The sequence below is a fragment of the Psychrobacillus sp. FSL H8-0483 genome, assembly GCF_038637725.1.
Taxonomy (GTDB): domain Bacteria; phylum Bacillota; class Bacilli; order Bacillales_A; family Planococcaceae; genus Psychrobacillus.
On sequence record NZ_CP152052.1, the window covers coordinates 3,681,695 to 3,699,904 of the forward strand.

At 40.6% G+C, this 18,210-nt stretch carries 16 protein-coding genes, 8 tRNA genes and 2 rRNA genes; 1 reads left to right on the top strand and 25 read right to left on the bottom strand.

Features of this window, described 5'->3' with window-relative positions:
* Positions 1–54: 54 nt before the first annotated feature.
* The 25 genes from MHB48_RS17935 to acpS all read right to left on the bottom strand — a co-directional run bounded on the left by MHB48_RS17935 (position 55) and on the right by acpS (position 17,509).
* Positions 55–2,983: ribosomal RNA gene (locus MHB48_RS17935) — 23S ribosomal RNA — on the bottom strand.
* Between the two features lie 235 nt (positions 2,984–3,218).
* Positions 3,219–4,772 (bottom strand): 16S ribosomal RNA (locus MHB48_RS17940).
* Together the 16S and 23S rRNA genes with 8 tRNA genes alongside form the textbook arrangement of a ribosomal RNA operon.
* Before the next feature lie 150 nt (positions 4,773–4,922).
* Positions 4,923–4,996 (bottom strand) — tRNA-Gly (locus MHB48_RS17945).
* A gap of 28 nt (positions 4,997–5,024) precedes the next feature.
* Positions 5,025–5,101: transfer RNA gene (locus MHB48_RS17950), tRNA-Arg, on the bottom strand.
* 16 nt (positions 5,102–5,117) lie between these two features.
* Positions 5,118–5,204 (bottom strand) — tRNA-Leu (locus MHB48_RS17955).
* Positions 5,205–5,268: 64 nt separating this feature from the next.
* Positions 5,269–5,341: transfer RNA gene (locus MHB48_RS17960), tRNA-Lys, on the bottom strand.
* A gap of 10 nt (positions 5,342–5,351) precedes the next feature.
* Positions 5,352–5,426 (bottom strand) — tRNA-Gln (locus MHB48_RS17965).
* A 3-nt stretch (positions 5,427–5,429) separates the two neighbouring features.
* Positions 5,430–5,505, bottom strand: a tRNA-Asp gene (locus tag MHB48_RS17970).
* Positions 5,506–5,527: 22 nt separating this feature from the next.
* Positions 5,528–5,599 (bottom strand) — tRNA-Glu (locus tag MHB48_RS17975).
* 5 nt (positions 5,600–5,604) lie between these two features.
* Positions 5,605–5,679 (bottom strand) — tRNA-Asn (locus MHB48_RS17980).
* A 79-nt stretch (positions 5,680–5,758) separates the two neighbouring features.
* Positions 5,759–6,229 carry a SprT family protein gene (locus MHB48_RS17985; protein ID WP_342599234.1) on the bottom strand — a complete coding sequence of 157 codons (471 nt, stop codon included), beginning with the start codon at positions 6,227–6,229 and terminating at the stop codon, positions 5,759–5,761.
* Between the two features lie 62 nt (positions 6,230–6,291).
* Positions 6,292–8,460, bottom strand: coding sequence for a Tex family protein (locus tag MHB48_RS17990; RefSeq protein ID WP_342599235.1), 2,169 nt, complete (start codon positions 8,458–8,460; stop codon positions 6,292–6,294).
* Positions 8,461–8,659: 199 nt separating this feature from the next.
* Positions 8,660–9,256, bottom strand: coding sequence for a PP2C family serine/threonine-protein phosphatase (locus MHB48_RS17995; protein WP_342599236.1), 597 nt, complete (start codon positions 9,254–9,256; stop codon positions 8,660–8,662).
* Positions 9,253–10,038: an RNA polymerase sigma factor SigB gene (gene sigB / locus MHB48_RS18000; protein ID WP_342599237.1), complete on the bottom strand. Its 786-nt coding sequence runs from the start codon at positions 10,036–10,038 to the stop codon at positions 9,253–9,255. Before sigB ends, MHB48_RS17995 begins: the two co-directional genes overlap by 4 nt.
* Positions 10,016–10,486, bottom strand: a complete 471-nt coding sequence (gene rsbW, locus MHB48_RS18005) for an anti-sigma B factor RsbW (protein ID WP_340923922.1) — start codon at positions 10,484–10,486, stop codon at positions 10,016–10,018. The genes sigB and rsbW overlap by 23 nt, the downstream gene beginning before the upstream one ends.
* Entirely contained in the window at positions 10,473–10,817 is a 345-nt protein-coding gene (locus MHB48_RS18010; protein WP_340923925.1) for an anti-sigma factor antagonist, read from the bottom strand. The genes rsbW and MHB48_RS18010 overlap by 14 nt, the downstream gene beginning before the upstream one ends.
* A 69-nt stretch (positions 10,818–10,886) precedes the next feature.
* A complete protein-coding gene (locus MHB48_RS18015) occupies positions 10,887–11,885 on the bottom strand; it encodes a PP2C family protein-serine/threonine phosphatase (RefSeq protein ID WP_342599238.1) in 999 nt (332 codons plus the stop codon).
* A gap of 15 nt (positions 11,886–11,900) precedes the next feature.
* On the bottom strand, positions 11,901–12,302 hold the full coding sequence (locus MHB48_RS18020) for an anti-sigma regulatory factor (RefSeq protein ID WP_342599239.1): 402 nt from the start codon (positions 12,300–12,302) through the stop codon (positions 11,901–11,903).
* A 6-nt stretch (positions 12,303–12,308) separates the two neighbouring features.
* Positions 12,309–12,671 carry an STAS domain-containing protein gene (locus tag MHB48_RS18025; protein ID WP_342599240.1) on the bottom strand — a complete coding sequence of 121 codons (363 nt, stop codon included), beginning with the start codon at positions 12,669–12,671 and terminating at the stop codon, positions 12,309–12,311.
* The gene (locus MHB48_RS18030) at positions 12,671–13,498 is read right to left on the bottom strand and encodes an STAS domain-containing protein (protein ID WP_342599241.1); all 828 of its coding nucleotides are present in this window, start codon (positions 13,496–13,498) and stop codon (positions 12,671–12,673) included. The genes MHB48_RS18025 and MHB48_RS18030 overlap by 1 nt, the downstream gene beginning before the upstream one ends.
* A 635-nt stretch (positions 13,499–14,133) precedes the next feature.
* Entirely contained in the window at positions 14,134–14,484 is a 351-nt protein-coding gene (locus MHB48_RS18035) for a type II toxin-antitoxin system PemK/MazF family toxin (protein ID WP_340923938.1), read from the bottom strand.
* 4 nt (positions 14,485–14,488) lie between these two features.
* Positions 14,489–14,770, bottom strand: coding sequence for a transcriptional regulator (locus MHB48_RS18040; RefSeq protein ID WP_340923940.1), 282 nt, complete (start codon positions 14,768–14,770; stop codon positions 14,489–14,491).
* Positions 14,771–14,904: 134 nt separating this feature from the next.
* A complete protein-coding gene (gene alr / locus MHB48_RS18045; RefSeq protein ID WP_342599242.1) occupies positions 14,905–16,011 on the bottom strand; it encodes an alanine racemase in 1,107 nt (368 codons plus the stop codon).
* 69 nt (positions 16,012–16,080) lie between these two features.
* Positions 16,081–17,058, bottom strand: a complete 978-nt coding sequence (locus MHB48_RS18050) for an outer-membrane lipoprotein carrier protein LolA (protein ID WP_342601426.1) — start codon at positions 17,056–17,058, stop codon at positions 16,081–16,083.
* 97 nt (positions 17,059–17,155) lie between these two features.
* A complete protein-coding gene (gene acpS, locus MHB48_RS18055) occupies positions 17,156–17,509 on the bottom strand; it encodes a holo-ACP synthase (protein ID WP_342599243.1) in 354 nt (117 codons plus the stop codon).
* Positions 17,510–17,577: 68 nt separating this feature from the next.
* On the opposite strand from acpS, the gene MHB48_RS18060 reads away from it, so the two are divergent.
* Complete coding sequence (locus MHB48_RS18060; protein WP_342601427.1) at positions 17,578–18,204, top strand: rhomboid family intramembrane serine protease; 627 nt, start codon at positions 17,578–17,580, stop codon at positions 18,202–18,204.
* Positions 18,205–18,210: the final 6 nt, after the last annotated feature.

Sequence of the window (18,210 nt, forward strand, 5' to 3'; positions counted from 1 at the left end):
TTGAGTTGTTCACTCAAAACTGGATAAAAGACATTGAATTCTTCAAATTCTATTTTGGTTAAGTCCTCGATCGATTAGTATTCGTCAGCTGCACGTGTCGCCACGCTTCCACCCCGAACCTATCTACCTCATCGTCTTTGAGGGATCTTACTTACTTGCGTAATGGGAAATCTCATCTTGAGGGGGGCTTCGTGCTTAGATGCTTTCAGCACTTATCCCGTCCACACATAGCTACCCAGCGATGCTCTTGGCAGAACAACTGGTACACCAGCGGTGTGTCCATCCCGGTCCTCTCGTACTAAGGACAGCTCCTCTCAAATTTCCTACGCCCACGACGGATAGGGACCGAACTGTCTCACGACGTTCTGAACCCAGCTCGCGTACCGCTTTAATGGGCGAACAGCCCAACCCTTGGGACCGACTACAGCCCCAGGATGCGATGAGCCGACATCGAGGTGCCAAACCTCCCCGTCGATGTGGACTCTTGGGGGAGATAAGCCTGTTATCCCCGGGGTAGCTTTTATCCGTTGAGCGATGGCCCTTCCATGCGGAACCACCGGATCACTAAGCCCGTCTTTCGACCCTGCTCGACTTGTAGGTCTCGCAGTCAAGCTCCCTTCTGCCTTTACACTCTTCGAATGATTTCCAACCATTCTGAGGGAACCTTTGGGCGCCTCCGTTACACTTTAGGAGGCGACCGCCCCAGTCAAACTACCCGCCTGACACTGTCTCCTACCCGGGTTACGGGTATGGGTTAGAATTTCAATACAACCAGGGCAGTATCCCACCGACGCCTCCTCCGAAGCTGGCGCTCCGGGCTCTAAGGCTCCTGCCTATCCTGTACAAGTTGCACCAAAATTCAATATCAAGCTATAGTAAAGCTCCACGGGGTCTTTCCGTCCTGTCGCGGGTAACCTGCATCTTCACAGGTACTATAATTTCACCGAGTCTCTCGTTGAGACAGTGCCCAGATCGTTACGCCTTTCGTGCGGGTCGGAACTTACCCGACAAGGAATTTCGCTACCTTAGGACCGTTATAGTTACGGCCGCCGTTTACTGGGGCTTCAATTCGCACCTTCGCTTGCGCTAAGCACTCCTCTTAACCTTCCAGCACCGGGCAGGCGTCAGCCCCTATACTTCACCTTACGGTTTTGCAGAGACCTGTGTTTTTGCTAAACAGTCGCCTGGGCCTATTCACTGCGGCTCTTCTAGGCTATTCACCCAAAAGAGCACCCCTTCTCCCGAAGTTACGGGGTCATTTTGCCGAGTTCCTTAACGAGAGTTCTCTCGCTCACCTTAGGATTCTCTCCTCGACTACCTGTGTCGGTTTGCGGTACGGGCACCTATCACCTCGCTAGAGGCTTTTCTTGGCAGTGTGAAATCAGGAACTTCGGACTAAGTCCTCGCCATCACAGCTCAATGTTATAGAATGCGGATTTTCCTACATTCACACCTTACTGCTTGGACGTGCATAACCAACAGCACGCTTACCCTATCCTTCTGCGTCCCCCCATTACTCAAACGGTGGTTTGGTGGTACAGGAATATCAACCTGTTGTCCATCGTCTACGCCTATCGGCCTCGACTTAGGTCCCGACTAACCCTGAGCGGACGAGCCTTCCTCAGGAAACCTTAGTCATACGGTGGACGGGATTCTCACCCGTCTTTCGCTACTCATACCGGCATTCTCACTTCTAAGCGCTCCACCAGTCCTTCCGGTCTGACTTCAACGCCCTTAGAACGCTCTCCTACCACTGATACCAAAGGTATCAATCCACAGCTTCGGTGATTTGTTTAGCCCCGATACATTTTCGGCGCAGCGTCACTCGACCAGTGAGCTATTACGCACTCTTTAAATGATGGCTGCTTCTAAGCCAACATCCTGGTTGTCTAAGCAACGCCACATCCTTTTCCACTTAACAAATACTTTGGGACCTTAGCTGGTGGTCTGGGCTGTTTCCCTCTTGACTACGGATCTTATCACTCGCAGTCTGACTCCCAAACATAAATCATTGGCATTCGGAGTTTGTCTGAATTCGGTAACCCGGGATGGGCCCCTAGTCCAAACAGTGCTCTACCTCCAAGATTCTTAACGTTTGAGGCTAGCCCTAAAGCTATTTCGGAGAGAACCAGCTATCTCCAGGTTCGATTGGAATTTCTCCGCTACCCACACCTCATCCCCGCACTTTTCAACGTGCGTGGGTTCGGACCTCCAGTAAGTGTTACCTTACCTTCATCCTGGACATGGGTAGATCACCTGGTTTCGGGTCTACGACCACATACTCATTCGCCCTATTCAGACTCGCTTTCGCTGCGGCTCCGTCTTCTCAACTTAACCTTGCATGTAATCGTAACTCGCCGGTTCATTCTACAAAAGGCACGCTATCACCCATTAACGGGCTCTAACTACTTGTAGGCACACGGTTTCAGGATCTATTTCACTCCCCTTCCGGGGTGCTTTTCACCTTTCCCTCACGGTACTGGTTCACTATCGGTCACTAGGTAGTATTTAGCCTTGGGAGATGGTCCTCCCAGATTCCGACGGAATTTCACGTGTTCCGCCGTACTCAGGATACACTCAAGAGAGAATGAACTTTTGACTACGGGGCTTTTACCCTATCCTGCGGACCTTTCCAGATCGCTTCGTCTAGCTCATTCCTTTGTAACTCTATGTAGAGTGTCCTACAACCCCAAGAGGCAAGCCTCTTGGTTTGGGCTATTCCCGTTTCGCTCGCCGCTACTCAGGGAATCGATTTTTCTTTCTCTTCCTCCAGGTACTTAGATGTTTCAGTTCCCTGGGTGTGCCACAGATACGCTATGTATTCACGTAAATGTACTGCTCCATTACGAACAGTGGGTTTCCCCATTCGGAAATCTCCGGATCAAAGCTCACTTACAGCTCCCCGAAGCATATCGGTGTTAGTGCCGTCCTTCTTCGGCTCCTAGTGCCAAGGCATTCACCGTGCGCCCTTATTAACTTAACCTAATATGGCTTCCAATTACTTGGAGTCCATTCAAAATTAGTAGTTAAAAGTACTACACAACATATAATCACCGAAGTGATTATAAATTGAATTTCTTGAATTTGTTTCTTTCAATGTCGTTTTATCCAGTTTTCAAAGAACAAGTTTTCAAATGCTCATAAAAATGAACATTCAAAACTGAACTGCAAAACGTTAAGATACAGATAAAAATCTGTATTCCGTAATATATCCTTAGAAAGGAGGTGATCCAGCCGCACCTTCCGATACGGCTACCTTGTTACGACTTCACCCCAATCATCTGTCCCACCTTCGGCGGCTGGCTCCCGTAAGGGTTACCCCACCGACTTCGGGTGTTACAAACTCTCGTGGTGTGACGGGCGGTGTGTACAAGGCCCGGGAACGTATTCACCGTGGCATGCTGATCCACGATTACTAGCGATTCCGGCTTCATGTAGGCGAGTTGCAGCCTACAATCCGAACTGAGAACGGTTTTATGGGATTAGCTCACCCTCGCGGGGTTGCGACCCTCTGTACCGTCCATTGTAGCACGTGTGTAGCCCAGGTCATAAGGGGCATGATGATTTGACGTCATCCCCACCTTCCTCCGGTTTATCACCGGCAGTCACCTTAGAGTGCCCAACTGAATGCTGGCAACTAAGATCAAGGGTTGCGCTCGTTGCGGGACTTAACCCAACATCTCACGACACGAGCTGACGACAACCATGCACCACCTGTCACCGCTGTCCCCGAAGGGAAAGATCTATCTCTAGAACGGTCAGCGGGATGTCAAGACCTGGTAAGGTTCTTCGCGTTGCTTCGAATTAAACCACATGCTCCACCGCTTGTGCGGGCCCCCGTCAATTCCTTTGAGTTTCAGTCTTGCGACCGTACTCCCCAGGCGGAGTGCTTAATGCGTTAGCTGCAGCACTAAGGGGCGGAAACCCCCTAACACTTAGCACTCATCGTTTACGGCGTGGACTACCAGGGTATCTAATCCTGTTTGCTCCCCACGCTTTCGCGCCTCAGCGTCAGTTACAGACCAGAAAGCCGCCTTCGCCACTGGTGTTCCTCCAAATCTCTACGCATTTCACCGCTACACTTGGAATTCCGCTTTCCTCTTCTGTACTCAAGTCCCCCAGTTTCCAATGACCTTCCACGGTTGAGCCGTGGGATTTCACATCAGACTTAAAGGACCGCCTGCGCGCGCTTTACGCCCAATAATTCCGGACAACGCTTGCCACCTACGTATTACCGCGGCTGCTGGCACGTAGTTAGCCGTGGCTTTCTAATAAGGTACCGTCAAGGTACGAGCAGTTACTCTCGTACTTGTTCTTCCCTTACAACAGAGTTTTACGATCCGAAAACCTTCTTCACTCACGCGGCATTGCTCCATCAGACTTTCGTCCATTGTGGAAGATTCCCTACTGCTGCCTCCCGTAGGAGTCTGGGCCGTGTCTCAGTCCCAGTGTGGCCGATCACCCTCTCAGGTCGGCTACGCATCGTCGCCTTGGTAGGCCGTTACCCTACCAACTAGCTAATGCGCCGCGGGCCCATCCTGTAGTGACAGCCGAAACCGTCTTTTAACATTTCCACATGTGAGGAAATGGATTATTTGGTATTAGCCCCGGTTTCCCGGAGTTATCCCAATCTACAGGGCAGGTTGCCCACGTGTTACTCACCCGTCCGCCGCTAAATCAGAAGAAGCAAGCTTCTTCGTCATTCGCTCGACTTGCATGTATTAGGCATGCCGCCAGCGTTCGTCCTGAGCCAGGATCAAACTCTCCATAATAGAGAACTTAAAAAGCTCATTTGTTTTGCTGGCATCATCATTAAATGATGTCAAAATTGTTTTGCTATCAAGCTAACCGAAGTTAGTCTTTCAAGCTATATGTCTTAACGTTTTGCATGTTCAGTTTTCAATGTTCATGGTATTAAATAATGGAGCGGGTGAAGAGAATCGAACTCTCATCATCAGCTTGGAAGGCTGAGGTTTTACCACTAAACTACACCCGCATATATATTATATAAATTATTGTTTTATTGGCGCGCCCGGCAGGAGTCGAACCCACAACCTTCTGATCCGTAGTCAGACGCTCTATCCAATTGAGCTACGGGCGCATCTTTTTGCATTGCTTGGTGCGGCCGAGAGGACTTGAACCTCCACGGGGTTATCCCCCACTAGGCCCTCAACCTAGCGCGTCTGCCGTTCCGCCACGACCGCATAGTTATTAAATAGGACAAGTTTGATTATACTATCAGCAAACAACAATGTCAACAATAATTGATGAGCCATGTAGGATTCGAACCTACGACCCTCTGATTAAAAGTCAGATGCTCTACCAACTGAGCTAATGGCTCGTACAAGAAATGGCTGGGGTACCTGGATTCGAACCAGGGCATGACGGAATCAAAATCCGTTGCCTTACCGCTTGGCTATACCCCAATATGGCGGTCCCGACCGGGATCGAACCGGCGATCTCCTGCGTGACAGGCAGGCATGTTAACCGCTACACCACGGGACCTTTAAATATGTATTTTGGTAAATGACCCCTACGGGATTCGAACCCGTGTTACCGCCGTGAAAGGGCGGTGTCTTAACCGCTTGACCAAGGGGCCATGAATGGCTCCGAAGGTAGGACTCGAACCTACGACCAATCGATTAACAGTCGATTGCTCTACCACTGAGCTACTTCGGAATAATTTTTGTCGTTTGTTTTACTCGACTTTTATTATTATAAAGAGCCTTTTGCGAAACGTCAACTACTTTTTAGAAATTTATTTAAGTTTTTCTAAAGGAATTAAAAACAATTCACCCAAACACTTGCCACACCTGAATTTCTTTGTATTTAACCGAATTTTTCGATTATATAAAAGCGAGCATTTTACGCATTGATACGTATATTTTGCGGCCCTTACTTGCTTATTCCTTTCAATAAGCGTGGAGCAAAATCGAGGAGAGTTTGTCCTCTTTAATAACTCTCTGAAGTCAGCATCTCTATGTTTGTATCCCTTTCCTTCTATATGTAAATGATAATGACAAAGCTCATGTTTGATTACCCCTACTAATTCTTCTATGCCATGTTTTTCAAAAACAAGCGGATTAACTTCAATATCGTGTGTTCTTAACATGTACCTTCCACCAGTACTCCGCAATCGTTTATTAAAAAAAGCTCTATGCAGAAAGTCTTTACCAAAAATCTCTTTCGATACATTACAAACTAGTTCATACAATTTTTCATCTGTCATATCACTCTCTCCTATTAAAAAGAGATTGTCCAACGAAAAGTTCATTGGACAACTCTAATTAGTTATACTTGTTGTTCTGGCGGAAGCATAGTCAGAGCTATTCTTCCTTTATTCGCATCAAACTGTTCTACCCATACAGTTACAATATCTCCTAGAGACACAACATCAAGTGGATGTTTGACAAAACCTTTTTTCAATTTGGAGATATGCACTAGACCGTCTTGTTTTACACCAATGTCTACAAAGGCACCAAAGTCTACTACGTTTCGAACCGTTCCTTGGAGCTCCATTCCTGCTTTTAAGTCTTCTAACTTAAGTACATCTTTTTTCAATATAGGCTGCGGGAATGCTTCACGCGGATCACGCGCCGGCTTAATAAGAGTGTCTACAATATCTTTTAACGTGATTTCACCAATTTCTAACTCTCTGCTAACTTCTTCTATTGATATGTTTTTTAACGCTTCTTCTGCTTCTTTTGAGCCTATTTGATTTTTCTTCAAGCCGGCAATTTCTAATACTTGCTCTGCTGCTTTATAGCTTTCTGGATGAATTCCTGTTGCATCAAATGGATTTTTTGCGTCAGGAACACGTAAGAACCCAATTGCTTGCTCATATGTTTTCGCACCAAGACGTGGAATTTTCTTTAATTGCGCTCTAGAAGTAAATCTACCTTGTTCGTTTCGTAGGTTCACCACATTTTCTGCAACTGTTTTAGATAATCCTGAAACATATTGTAAAAGAGAAGCAGATGCAGTGTTTACATTTACTCCAACCTGGTTAACAGCAGTTTCTACTATAAAAGTGAGCGATTCCGATAATTTTTTCTGTGATACATCATGTTGATATTGGCCTACTCCTACCGCTTTAGGATCTATTTTCACTAGTTCGGCTAGTGGGTCCTGGAGTCTTCTTGCAATTGAAACTGCACTACGCTGCTCTACTTGTAAGTCTGGAAATTCATTTCTTGCTGTTTCAGAGGCAGAATAGACGCTGGCACCAGCTTCATTGACAATCACATATGCAACTTCACCTTCTACTTCTTTTAGGCAATCTACGATGAATTGTTCTGTTTCACGAGAGGCTGTTCCATTCCCTATTGCAATTAATGAAATTGGATACTTACTTATATAAGAAAGAACTTTCTTTTTAGATCCTTCTATATCCATTTTTGGTGCATGGGGATATATAGCAGAAACCTCTAATAACTTACCAGTATCATCTACTACTGCAAGCTTACACCCTGTACGATACGCGGGATCTACACCGAGAATTACTTTTCCTTTTAAAGGTTGTTGTAATAAGAGGTTACGCAAGTTTTCCGAAAAAATATGGATGGCTTGTGCTTCCGCTTTTTCTGTAAGCTCTGTTCGTATTTCACGTTCGACAGATGGCTGGATTAGTCGCTTATAAGAGTCTTCTAATGCTACCTTTACATGCTCCACAGCATCACTAGATGTATGATTGGGAATCCAGTGCGCCTGCATAACTGTTATTACTTTGTCCTGTGGGACTTGAAGACTTACTTTTAAAACATCTTCTTTTTCTCCACGGTTAAGAGCTAAAATACGATGCGGAACAATTTTTTTTACCGGTTCTTCGTAATCATAGTACATTTCAAATACTTTTTTCTCGTCTAGTTCTTCTTTTTTAACAGAGGAAATAACCTTTCCATCTGCACGTGAGATAGTTCGGATTTGTTCGCGGATTTTCGCATCATCTGCAAATTGCTCTGCTAAAATATCTCTCGCTCCCTGTAGTGCATCCTCAACAGTATGAACTTCTACTGCTTCATTCAAATATTCAGCTGCAAGTTTTTGCACTGATTCTTTTGGGAAAGTCATTACCAAATCTGCCAATGGTTCTAACCCTTTTTCTTTTGCAATTGTCGCTTTTGTTCTGCGTTTCTGCTTATAGGGGCGATATAAATCTTCTACTCGTTGAAGTACCGTTGCATTATGAATAGAAGCAGATAGTTCGTCGGTAAGTTTTCCTTGTTCGTCGATTAGTCGAATGACTTCTTCTTTTCGCTGTTCTAGCTGTTGTATGTAATTGTATCGATCTTCTACTGCTTTTATTTGAACCTCGTCTAGAGATCCAGTTTGTTCTTTTCTATATCGTGCGATAAAAGGAACTGTATTTCCTTCTTCTAATAATTTAATTACTTGTTCAGCTTGTGAAGATTTTACGCCTGTTTCTTTAGAAACGAGCTGGAGCATTTTCTTTATTTCCAAAACAAACACATCCTTTCCTTATAAGTTTTATTTTAACATACGGAGAGCTAGAGCGCTTCTAACTGGAGTCGTATCAACTGTCTAAACAGGACCAAACATATTCATCCATTAAATATGCAAAATGCCACACTCCAAACATTCCTATCATGGTTAACAGTCAGAAGTGTCAGTTTTAATAAAAAAAGCCTACCCTAGTTAACTAGAGTAAGCTTCCTACTATAAAAGTTGCGTCGTCTCCGTGTTCGATTTCCTTGTACACAGATTCGTATAGACATTTGGCATTGCATGATTCCTTTATCGTAGCTTTTGGACTTTTCATGCTTACACCGTCAGAATGAAGTAAAAATAAATCTTCCTTTGCGCAGGCATAAGTTTGTGTATTTATTTTTTGTTTTCTACCAGATAGATAACCCATGACTGGCAAAGGATAAATCATTTTACCTGTTGATCGTTGATACATGTAAAATTTAATATTCCCGACACAGCTATAAGATATCGTTTGTGCTTTATAATCTATTTTAACAAGCGCTACTGCCGCTCCTCTTTTTTGAACCATTAGCTCATTACTACGTAATAGTAATTCATCAAGAGATTCTTCCGGGTATTGCTCCAATATTTTCGGTATAATATCTGCTGATTCTTTTGCCACAGGACCGTTTCCAAGTCCATCTGCAATAGCGCAAATCATAAAGTCTTCATTTTTAGATACATAGTATGTATCTCCAGATTCTAAATTTCCCATTTTGGCTTCCTGATATACTAGCAACTCTACTTTTTTATCTGAAAAATCCTTCAATTTATTACGCCACCTGACGATAATATTGCCTGTTGCAATTTTTTAATAGCTTTACGCTGAATTCTTGAAACATGCATTTGAGAAATTCCGAGTTTATCTCCAGTTTCTTTTTGACTCAGCTGCCCGATATATGTAAGCTGAATTATTTCTTTTTCGCGTTCGGATAGTACACTTAGTGCATCGGCTACAAGTAAACGCTGATCTGTTTTTTCAAATTCTCCATCCTCGTTTCCAATTACATCAAATAACGTAATTGTACTACCGTCGGAATCTGAATCTAATGAATGGTCCATCGATAACGCTTGATAACTTTTTCCCATTTCCATTGCTTCTAGCACATCTTCTACTTCTACACTTAAGTAGTCCGCAATTTCTGGCACTAATGGAGATCGTTGAAATTCGACTGTTAAAGTTTCAACTGCTGCTCTAATACGAGGACCTAGTTCTTTTATTCTTCTAGGTACATGTATTGCCCATGTTTTATCTCGTAGAAATCGTTTGATTTCACCAATGATTGTTGGGATTGCAAAGGCCTCAAAATTCCTTCCAAAGGATGGATCATATCTTCTTATTGCACCAAGAAGTCCTAGCATCCCTACTTGAACAATGTCTTCATGATGAGATTTACCGTTTGAGTATTTACGAGCGATAGACTCAACCAACCTTTTATAATTGACTACCAAATTGGTCTGAGCCTCTTCACACTCCGTCAGTTGGTATTCTTTAATCCATTCTAATATCTTCTCTTTAGATTGTTTGTTAGGAAGTGATGTGTTCGACATTTTCATCCACCTGCTCTACTCCGACATACTTCGTCATAAATACAGTTACACCTTCTTGGTGGTGGACTTTTACTTCATCCATCAACGTCTCAATTAAATATAAACCAAGCCCGCCTTCTCGCAAAAAAGATACCTCATCTATTTCACGGTACGGACCAACTTTTGCTTTCGTCTCTTCAAAGTCAAAACTTTTCCCATGATCCGCTACCATAATTTCCATCTTATCTTTATATAATGCACATCCAATAACAATTACACCATCTTCATCTTCTGTATATGCATGTTGAACTGCATTCGTAATGGCTTCACTTGCTGCAATCTTCAAATCTTCGATATCATCATACGTAAATCCCAGACGATTTGCTAAACCCGAAATAGTAAGTCTTGCTACACTAACGTACTGCGGCTTTGCTGGCAAACGGATTTCAACATAATCAAACGGTTTCATCTATTTTCACCTCTTCGCTCACAGTTTGAATATCCATAATATCTCCAAGGCCAGTTATATCAAACAATCTTTTCAAGCGAGATGAAAGTCCAGTTAATTCCACATGCACATCTGATTCATTCACACTTTTGTAAAAGCCCACAAATACGCCTAATCCTGTACTATCCATATAGGTTACGTCTGTTAAATTTAACTCCACGTGGCGATTTTCTTTTAAATCTATCTCTGCTAATCTCTCACGAAGCATTGGTGCTGTAAATGCATCAATCTCTCCTTTAATTATCCCCTTTACTTGCATATCCTCTTGTTGTAGTTCTATCGTAATATTCATCTACTTCTCCCCCATCTTCACTATATATAGTAATCTATACCACATACTAGTTAATGATAAACATTTTCTTTATACTTTCTTGAAAATGACAAGAGTAAAATCATCTCGAAGTTCAAATTCCTGTAATTCTTCTAATCTATGAAACACAAACTCTACCATCTCCTGTGCAGATTGATCTCTTACACTTTCAATAATATCCATGACTGCTTGTGGTTCTATAAAGCCATCTTTCGAGCGACATTCCGTTACGCCATCAGTCATCATAACAATGAAGTCGCCTTTATCGAGGACAATAGAATGTTGTTCGTACTCAACGTTTGCTATGACACCAAGTAATAAGCCTTTTGCTTGTAATTCTGCAAAACTGCTAGATTTTGCACAATAAAAAAGTGGTGGCTCATGTCCAGCAGAAGCATACGTAAACTCACTTTTTAATGTATCGTATGTTCCATAAAACATAGAGATAAACATGGAGTCGCTTACGCTTTTCTCCACAATTCTGTTTATAACATCCAACACCATAATTGGATCTGTTTCTGCACCATCTAGACTGTCCATTCCATACTTAATCATCGACATACAAAGAGCGGCAGGAATTCCTTTACCGATAACATCTGCCACAGCTATTCCTACCGTTTTTTCGTCATGTAGGAAATGCGTATAGTCTCCGTTCATTTCTTTTGCTGGTACAGAAATCATACCAATATCTAATCCCTGCATTTCCGGTACTTTTGTTTTAAGTAACGTTTGTTGAACATTAGAAGCTAATTCCATTTCCATTTTAAAGTTTTGCTGTTTTTGAATTAATGCTTGATGTTCTTTAAGAGCTAGTCCATAACGAACCATTACTTCTATTAATAAATCAAAAGAATGCAAAACATTTGCTGGTAAGTCAGGAATTATTTCTTCTAAAGAAGCCTTATGTATACTAATTACTTCTTCTGGGGAAATATTCTTTTGAATAAGTTGCTTACTAAAATTTTGTCCTTCATACAAATTATGTTCTGTTTGTCTTAATGTATATTGTTCTAATATTTTTTTATATTCTTTTTTGAATTCTTGAGGCATTATTCAGTTGACCTCCTACCTAAGCCACTTTGTGGCACTAATTGTAGTACCTTCTCCTACTTCTGTTTCTATCTTAAAATCATCCATTAGACGCTTTACTCCAGGTAAACCAGCCCCAAGTCCGCCTGATGTAGTGTAGCCATCTTCCATAACCTTGCGAACATCTGGAATACCAGGACCACTATCAGATGCGATTACTAATAATCCTTTAAGTTTGCTCTCTGTAATTTGTTTGATCTCTATATTTCCTTTTCCAGCATATAAATAAATATTACGGGCAAGCTCACTTATTGCTGTTGTAATTCTAGCTTGGTCTACTGTACCGAAACCTATATCTTTCGCTTCATTTCTTCCAAGTTGTCTGGCAGCAACTATGTCCCACTCGCTGATAATATCCACAGAAGACCTTAAGTTCATATTGAATTAGGCCTCCAATTCTCGTTCTAGTTTTTCCAATCCTTTTTCTAAATCTAGAGCTGTTACCACATTTTCAAGTCTTATACCTAGTTCTATTAAGGTGATCGCAACAGCAGGTCGTATACCTGTAATGACTACTTTAGCTCCCATAAGACCCGACATGTTAATTACATCACCAAGTACTTTTGCGATGAATGAATCGATAAAATCAATTGGTGTTAAATCAATTACTACTCCTCTTGCTGCAGTTGTATGTAGCTTGTTCAATAAATCCTCTTGGAAAGCAAGAGCGGTTTGATCATCTAACTCCCACTGAATAGAAACAATTAAACAATCTCTTAGTTTTAAAATAGGAATCCTTGTCATCATTATGAGTTCACCTCTACAATTGCACGATTTGTAAGAGCAAGGGCTTGTTCAACACCTCTTTGTAAGGTACTTGTTGTTGTAAAGTCATTTAAATTTATACCAAGCGTTACTATTGTCTGGGCTATTTCTGGACGAATTCCGACTAGCATGCATTTAGCTCCAACTAAACGAACGGCATCAGCTGCTTGAATTATATGATGGGCTACCATCGTATCTACTACTGGAACACCAGTAATATCAAGTAATACTACTTCTGCTCGATGCTTCACAACACCTTGTAATAAGTTTTCCATGATTAACTTTGCACGCTCTGTGTCAATCGTCCCAACTAAAGGCATCACTGAAATTTTCTCAAAAACAGGAATAAGCGATGCAGATAGTTCTTGTAACGCTATTTTTTGTAAACTTACTGTTTTTTCCCAGACTTTTGAATACGCATCTACAATGCTATGTGTTATTGGAGTTAGCCAATTGTTCAATATTTCTCTATATGACTTATAATTACTTTCATTTAAGTACTCGGCTTTTTCTAGATTCTCATATATAACTTCCGTAAAATTAGACAACGTCTTTAATACAAAGGAAACGGACCAGCCGAATCGAACAATCTGTACGGAAAACTCATTTAATTTTCCTCTGTATGTTTCTTTTTCTTCTGTTAAACTAGAAATCATTAACTCTCCAAACTCACGAGCTGTATGATCTATTACTTGATCAGACATTACTTGAAAGAATCTATCATCTTTCTCATCTTCCATTTTGATTTTCCATTTTTCTAGTATCCCATCGATATTTTCGTGAATGTATGTTGCAATTTGTCTATTCATGTTTTATATACATCTCCTTATTGAAAATTGAAATAATAGTAGTTTTATTGTAACGAAGATTGGGGATATTTACATCTTATTAAGTTTTCCTAAGTATTCTTTTCATTAAGAATTATTTTTTATGGCTGCTGATTGTCCAATTCCCACCATTAAAATTTCACAAGAAATGCGCAAGGATTCCATTTTGCACTTGTACGTTTTTGGTTCGCTTTGGACGAAATGATCACTACATCATTACCGTGGGCTAAGTGTAGCAGGACGGAGCAGCCAAAATTGCATCTTTGGCTGCTTAGTGTATCAATAGGAAAGGGCCTATTCTTTTATTTCCATAAGCTATGGCACTTCTATTACAAGTAGCTATGGAGAGTGACGGACGAACGACTACCACACGATACGATTATCAAAAAATGCGGAGGGATGCGACTTTGTCGCATCAAGAAATCCAGGTAATGATGTAGAACTCGTACAGTTCCAAGCACTCCAAAAGCACCTATACCTAGAGTGCCTAGTCTGTTATCACCATTTTAACAAGCAATTTACTGGGTACTTTTGGTTAATCAATACGTGTTGTATTTTTTGAAATTAAAAAAACACAATGTGTATTTGTCGCTTACACACTGTGTTTTGTCTATGTATTAAAATTTCACGATACCTAAGCTAATGCCTAATGCGTGATCTACTTGATCCATTACATCTTCATCAAGATGCGTAATTTTATCTGTAAGCCTAGATTTGTCTATCGTTCGTAATTGCTCTAACAAAATAACAGAATCACGTTCAAAATCATATTCTTTTGCATTAATTTCCACATGTGTTGGTAATTTTGCTTTTTGAATTTGAGCAGTAATTGCGGCAATGATAACAGTTGGACTAAATCGATTACCAATATCATTTTGAATCACCAAAACGGGTCTGGTCCCACCTTGTTCAGACCCGATTACCGGTGACAAATCTGCAAAAAAAACGTCCCCACGTTTTACGATCAAGTTTTCATCCTCCACTTACGAGTCGCTCTGTCGTATGTTGCGCTTCATATTCTGCATGTAAACATTCCGAAGAAATGGTTAAATTAATATGAGACATTTCAACATAGCCTTTCATCATCGCTTCTCTTATGAGATTTGCCTGGCCTTTCTTCATATATTCATTTGCTTGGACACGAACAACGCTTTCCTTACCAGTTAATGATTGTTTAATGGTTTTTACTCCTCCATTAACCATTTGCATTGGAAGCTCAATAACCGCTTCCTTTTTCTTTTTATCACTTACCACAGCAAACACCTCCGACAAAACATTTCCCTATCTGACAATTTACTTCATCTTACCATTACTAGAGCTGAAATAAAAGACATAATAAGAAATGGTTAGACAAATTATGCAATTAGCACTTTTGTTTTGTCGAATAATTATTTACTGTAAATTCTCGGGATTCTAGTAGAAAATGTGCAACATATTTCATACGGTATTGTATCTAAAGTATTTGCCCATTCTTCTATGCTAATCTCTTCATTCATTTGGTTCCCTAGTAACACAACTTTCTCCCCAACATTAACTTTTTCATCTACACGTACCATACATTGATCCATACATATTTTCCCCACGATTGGCATTCTTTTTCCGTTTATTAAAACCGATTGAGTGTGCAGCTTTCTTAGTAATCCATCTGCATAACCAATTGGTAGGGTGGCAATCCATTCATCAGAATCTGCTGTATACATTGCTCCATAGCCGATAGATGTGCCTTTATTGACTTTCTTCACATGCACTACTTCCGTATGAAGTGAGAGTGCTTTTTCTAAAGGAAATGGAAGTTGTTTATTTACCCAAGAGGATGGGGCAATTCCGTACATGGATATACCAAAACGTACCGCATCCCATCTTTGACTTGGATATAGAAGAGCCGCAGCGCTATTAGAAGTATGCACGACGGCTGGTTTTTCTTTAAATAAATCGAGTAGTCTTTCAAATTTGTTCACTTGATCCATAAAGTACTGATGATCTTCTTCATCAGCAGTAGAAAAATGTGTAAACACACCCGTTACTTGCAGCCAATTTCGCTTCTGTATAAAATCGAGTGCCTCTGTTAATTCTTCGGCCTCTGTAAATCCTATCCTACCCATACCACTATCGATTTTAATATGCAATTTCAAAGGATTGTTAAAATGGCGAGTGGCAAGAAGCCACTCTAGTGAATATGCTGTTAATGTAATATTACGTTCAAATGCTTCTTGTAAAAAAGTAGCTGGTGATGCCCCAAGAACAAGAATTTCCGCAGTAATACCCGCGTCTCTTAAATGAAGAGCTTCCTCTGGTGTAGCAACAGCTAATTGGATCGCACCAGCCTGTAGAGCAGCATTTGCAACTTCAATATCCCCATGTCCATATGCATTTGCTTTTACTACAGCGATGATGTTGGTATGCTTTGGAAGCGTGTCTTTCAAATGTTTCAGATTCGATTCAATCGCTTGCAAATTTATTTCGATAAATGTTGGTCGATAGTGTTTCTGCGACATATGACTTCCCTCTTTTTCATCTATTTACACTGATTATGCTACTTGAGATTAGAAGGCGTCAATATATAATCATTTTAGGCCAGTAACAGTCATAGATGAAGCAACTTCAATCATTTCCTCTTTACTTAAAGTAGAAGATGCTATAAAGAAGGACATGCCATCTTGTTCCCAAGTAAGCGATTGATCAGTTACCGCCCCAATTGCAACTCCTAAATCTACTGGATCTCCAGGAGCAAATACAGGAATCGTTGAAGACAGAGTTGGATTACTTAGCTGTTGGACAATGGTAAAATCTTTATCTCCACTAAATGTTAATATGACTCGTTTGTCATCTTCTACCTTCAAAACTTTTTCATCTATTAAATGCACATTGTCCCATTTAATTACTGGATAATGCGTTTCAAATACAGGGTTTTCCAACTCTGCAGATGCTTCTACAGTATTTCCTTCTGCTTTCGCAGCTGGCGTTTCAATTTTGTATTCCCCCGCTGCTCGCGTTTTCCCAAGTGAAACTTGGTTAAACTTAATATGAATTTGTTCTTCTTTGTTTTCATTTAAGATAGAAACGTCCGTTGGTAGTAATGTTTTTTTATCGATATAAATCTTTTGGGAAGGCAGCATATTTTTATGATTATTCGTTGTTTTTGTTTCAAATATATACTGGTTTCCTTCTTCTTTAAATGTAGAATTTTTATCTTTCTTAATATCTTGGGCTAGAGAGCCAATTAAATACGCTTGGCTATTTTCTGTCGGCCACTTACTTTGGAACTTATACGTTTTGTTCAGAGCTGGCGTTACAACGAATACACCTTCAGTATTACGGACAATCATTTGCGTGTTTTCTGCGTTTGCATCTGACACTTTTACTCGGTAAAAATCAGGTTTTGTATGCCATACTTCCACGTCATACACTCTAGGTTCTTGCCCTGTAAGGATACTCATTTGCGCAGTTAATTCATATCCCTTTGTGTCCACCCACTTATTGCTCAACTTCTTTAAGACATCTTCTTTTGACTCCGCTCCACATGCAGATAGTACCAGGATCATTGCAAATAAAAAAAACAGTTTAGCCACTCGGCTCTTCAATCAGTCCACCCTTTCTATTATCACTGCGTTCATTCATTGTATGTAGGTGGACGACCGTTTATGATTGCAGAATTACTTGAGCAGCTGCATATTCTTTTGTATGTGTTATAGAAACAAAGCCATTTACTTGTTTTCCTTGAAAATAAAGAGATGGTTTTCCACTTATTTCTCGAAGAATTTCAATGTCGTGGAAGCTACATTCCTTCCCAATGCCCGTACCCATTGCTTTGGAAAATGCTTCTTTTGCAGCAAATCGCCCCGCTAAAAACTCTATTTGTCGTTGATCTGATAAATCGTTCATCTGTAATCTTTCTCTATCCGTCAGAATACGCTCTTCAAATTTTGACGTTTTTCCTTTAATTGATTTAATTCTATTCATTTCAGTTATATCTAGACCTATTCCAATAATCATGATTGTTTCTCCTTTCCAAATACCCTTATTAAAGGATATACTATTAGTAGAAAATTTGAGGTGAGATGATGTTTACAAGAACAGAAAGTTTTAAACAATACATTAAATTATATCCAGTTGTCTCTACTTTGCTGGCATTAAACATTGCTATTTATATTTTGACAAGTATGCCGATAATCGGAAATCAATTATTTAACTTAGGTGTTCATTTTAACTTACTTATTAGTGAAGGCGAATACTGGCGTTTAGTTACACCAATATTTTTGCACGCTTCTCTCTCACATTTATTATTTAATATGTTCTCTTTGTTTATTTTTGGACCAGAGCTTGAACAAATTGCTGGAAAAGCACGTTTCTTAACTATTTATTTGTTAGCAGGTCTAATTGGGAATGTGGCTACTTATTTAATACATGATTGGAATTACACGAGCGTTGGTGCAAGTGGTGCAATTTATGGAATGCTCGGAGCTTTTGCTGCTTTAGTTTATTATACGAAAAATTTCTTACCACAGTTAAAACAAATCATTATACCAATTATCGTTATTGGAGTTATCATGACTTTTATTCAACCAGGCATTAATACAACCGCTCATATCGCGGGTTTAATTACTGGATTTGTTATCGGAATTATTTATTTCCATCCTAAACGAATCGCTGCTTGGAAGAAACGTAGAAATAAATTTAAATCCGTCTAATCTAGA

Coding starts and splice junctions, on each gene's coding strand:
- MHB48_RS17985 (WP_342599234.1), bottom strand. CDS start 6,229: ATGACAGATGAAAAATTGTATGAACTAGTTTGTAATGTATCGAAAGAG.
- sigB (WP_342599237.1), bottom strand. CDS start 10,038: ATGTCGAACACATCACTTCCTAACAAACAATCTAAAGAGAAGATATTA.
- rsbW (WP_340923922.1), bottom strand. CDS start 10,486: ATGAAACCGTTTGATTATGTTGAAATCCGTTTGCCAGCAAAGCCGCAG.
- MHB48_RS18010 (WP_340923925.1), bottom strand. CDS start 10,817: ATGAATATTACGATAGAACTACAACAAGAGGATATGCAAGTAAAGGGG.
- MHB48_RS18015 (WP_342599238.1), bottom strand. CDS start 11,885: ATGCCTCAAGAATTCAAAAAAGAATATAAAAAAATATTAGAACAATAT.
- MHB48_RS18020 (WP_342599239.1), bottom strand. CDS start 12,302: ATGAACTTAAGGTCTTCTGTGGATATTATCAGCGAGTGGGACATAGTT.
- MHB48_RS18025 (WP_342599240.1), bottom strand. CDS start 12,671: ATGATGACAAGGATTCCTATTTTAAAACTAAGAGATTGTTTAATTGTT.
- MHB48_RS18030 (WP_342599241.1), bottom strand. CDS start 13,498: ATGAATAGACAAATTGCAACATACATTCACGAAAATATCGATGGGATA.
- alr (WP_342599242.1), bottom strand. CDS start 16,011: ATGTCGCAGAAACACTATCGACCAACATTTATCGAAATAAATTTGCAA.
- MHB48_RS18050 (WP_342601426.1), bottom strand. CDS start 17,058: ATGATCCTGGTACTATCTGCATGTGGAGCGGAGTCAAAAGAAGATGTC.
- acpS (WP_342599243.1), bottom strand. CDS start 17,509: ATGATTATTGGAATAGGTCTAGATATAACTGAAATGAATAGAATTAAA.
- MHB48_RS18060 (WP_342601427.1), top strand. CDS start 17,578: ATGTTTACAAGAACAGAAAGTTTTAAACAATACATTAAATTATATCCA.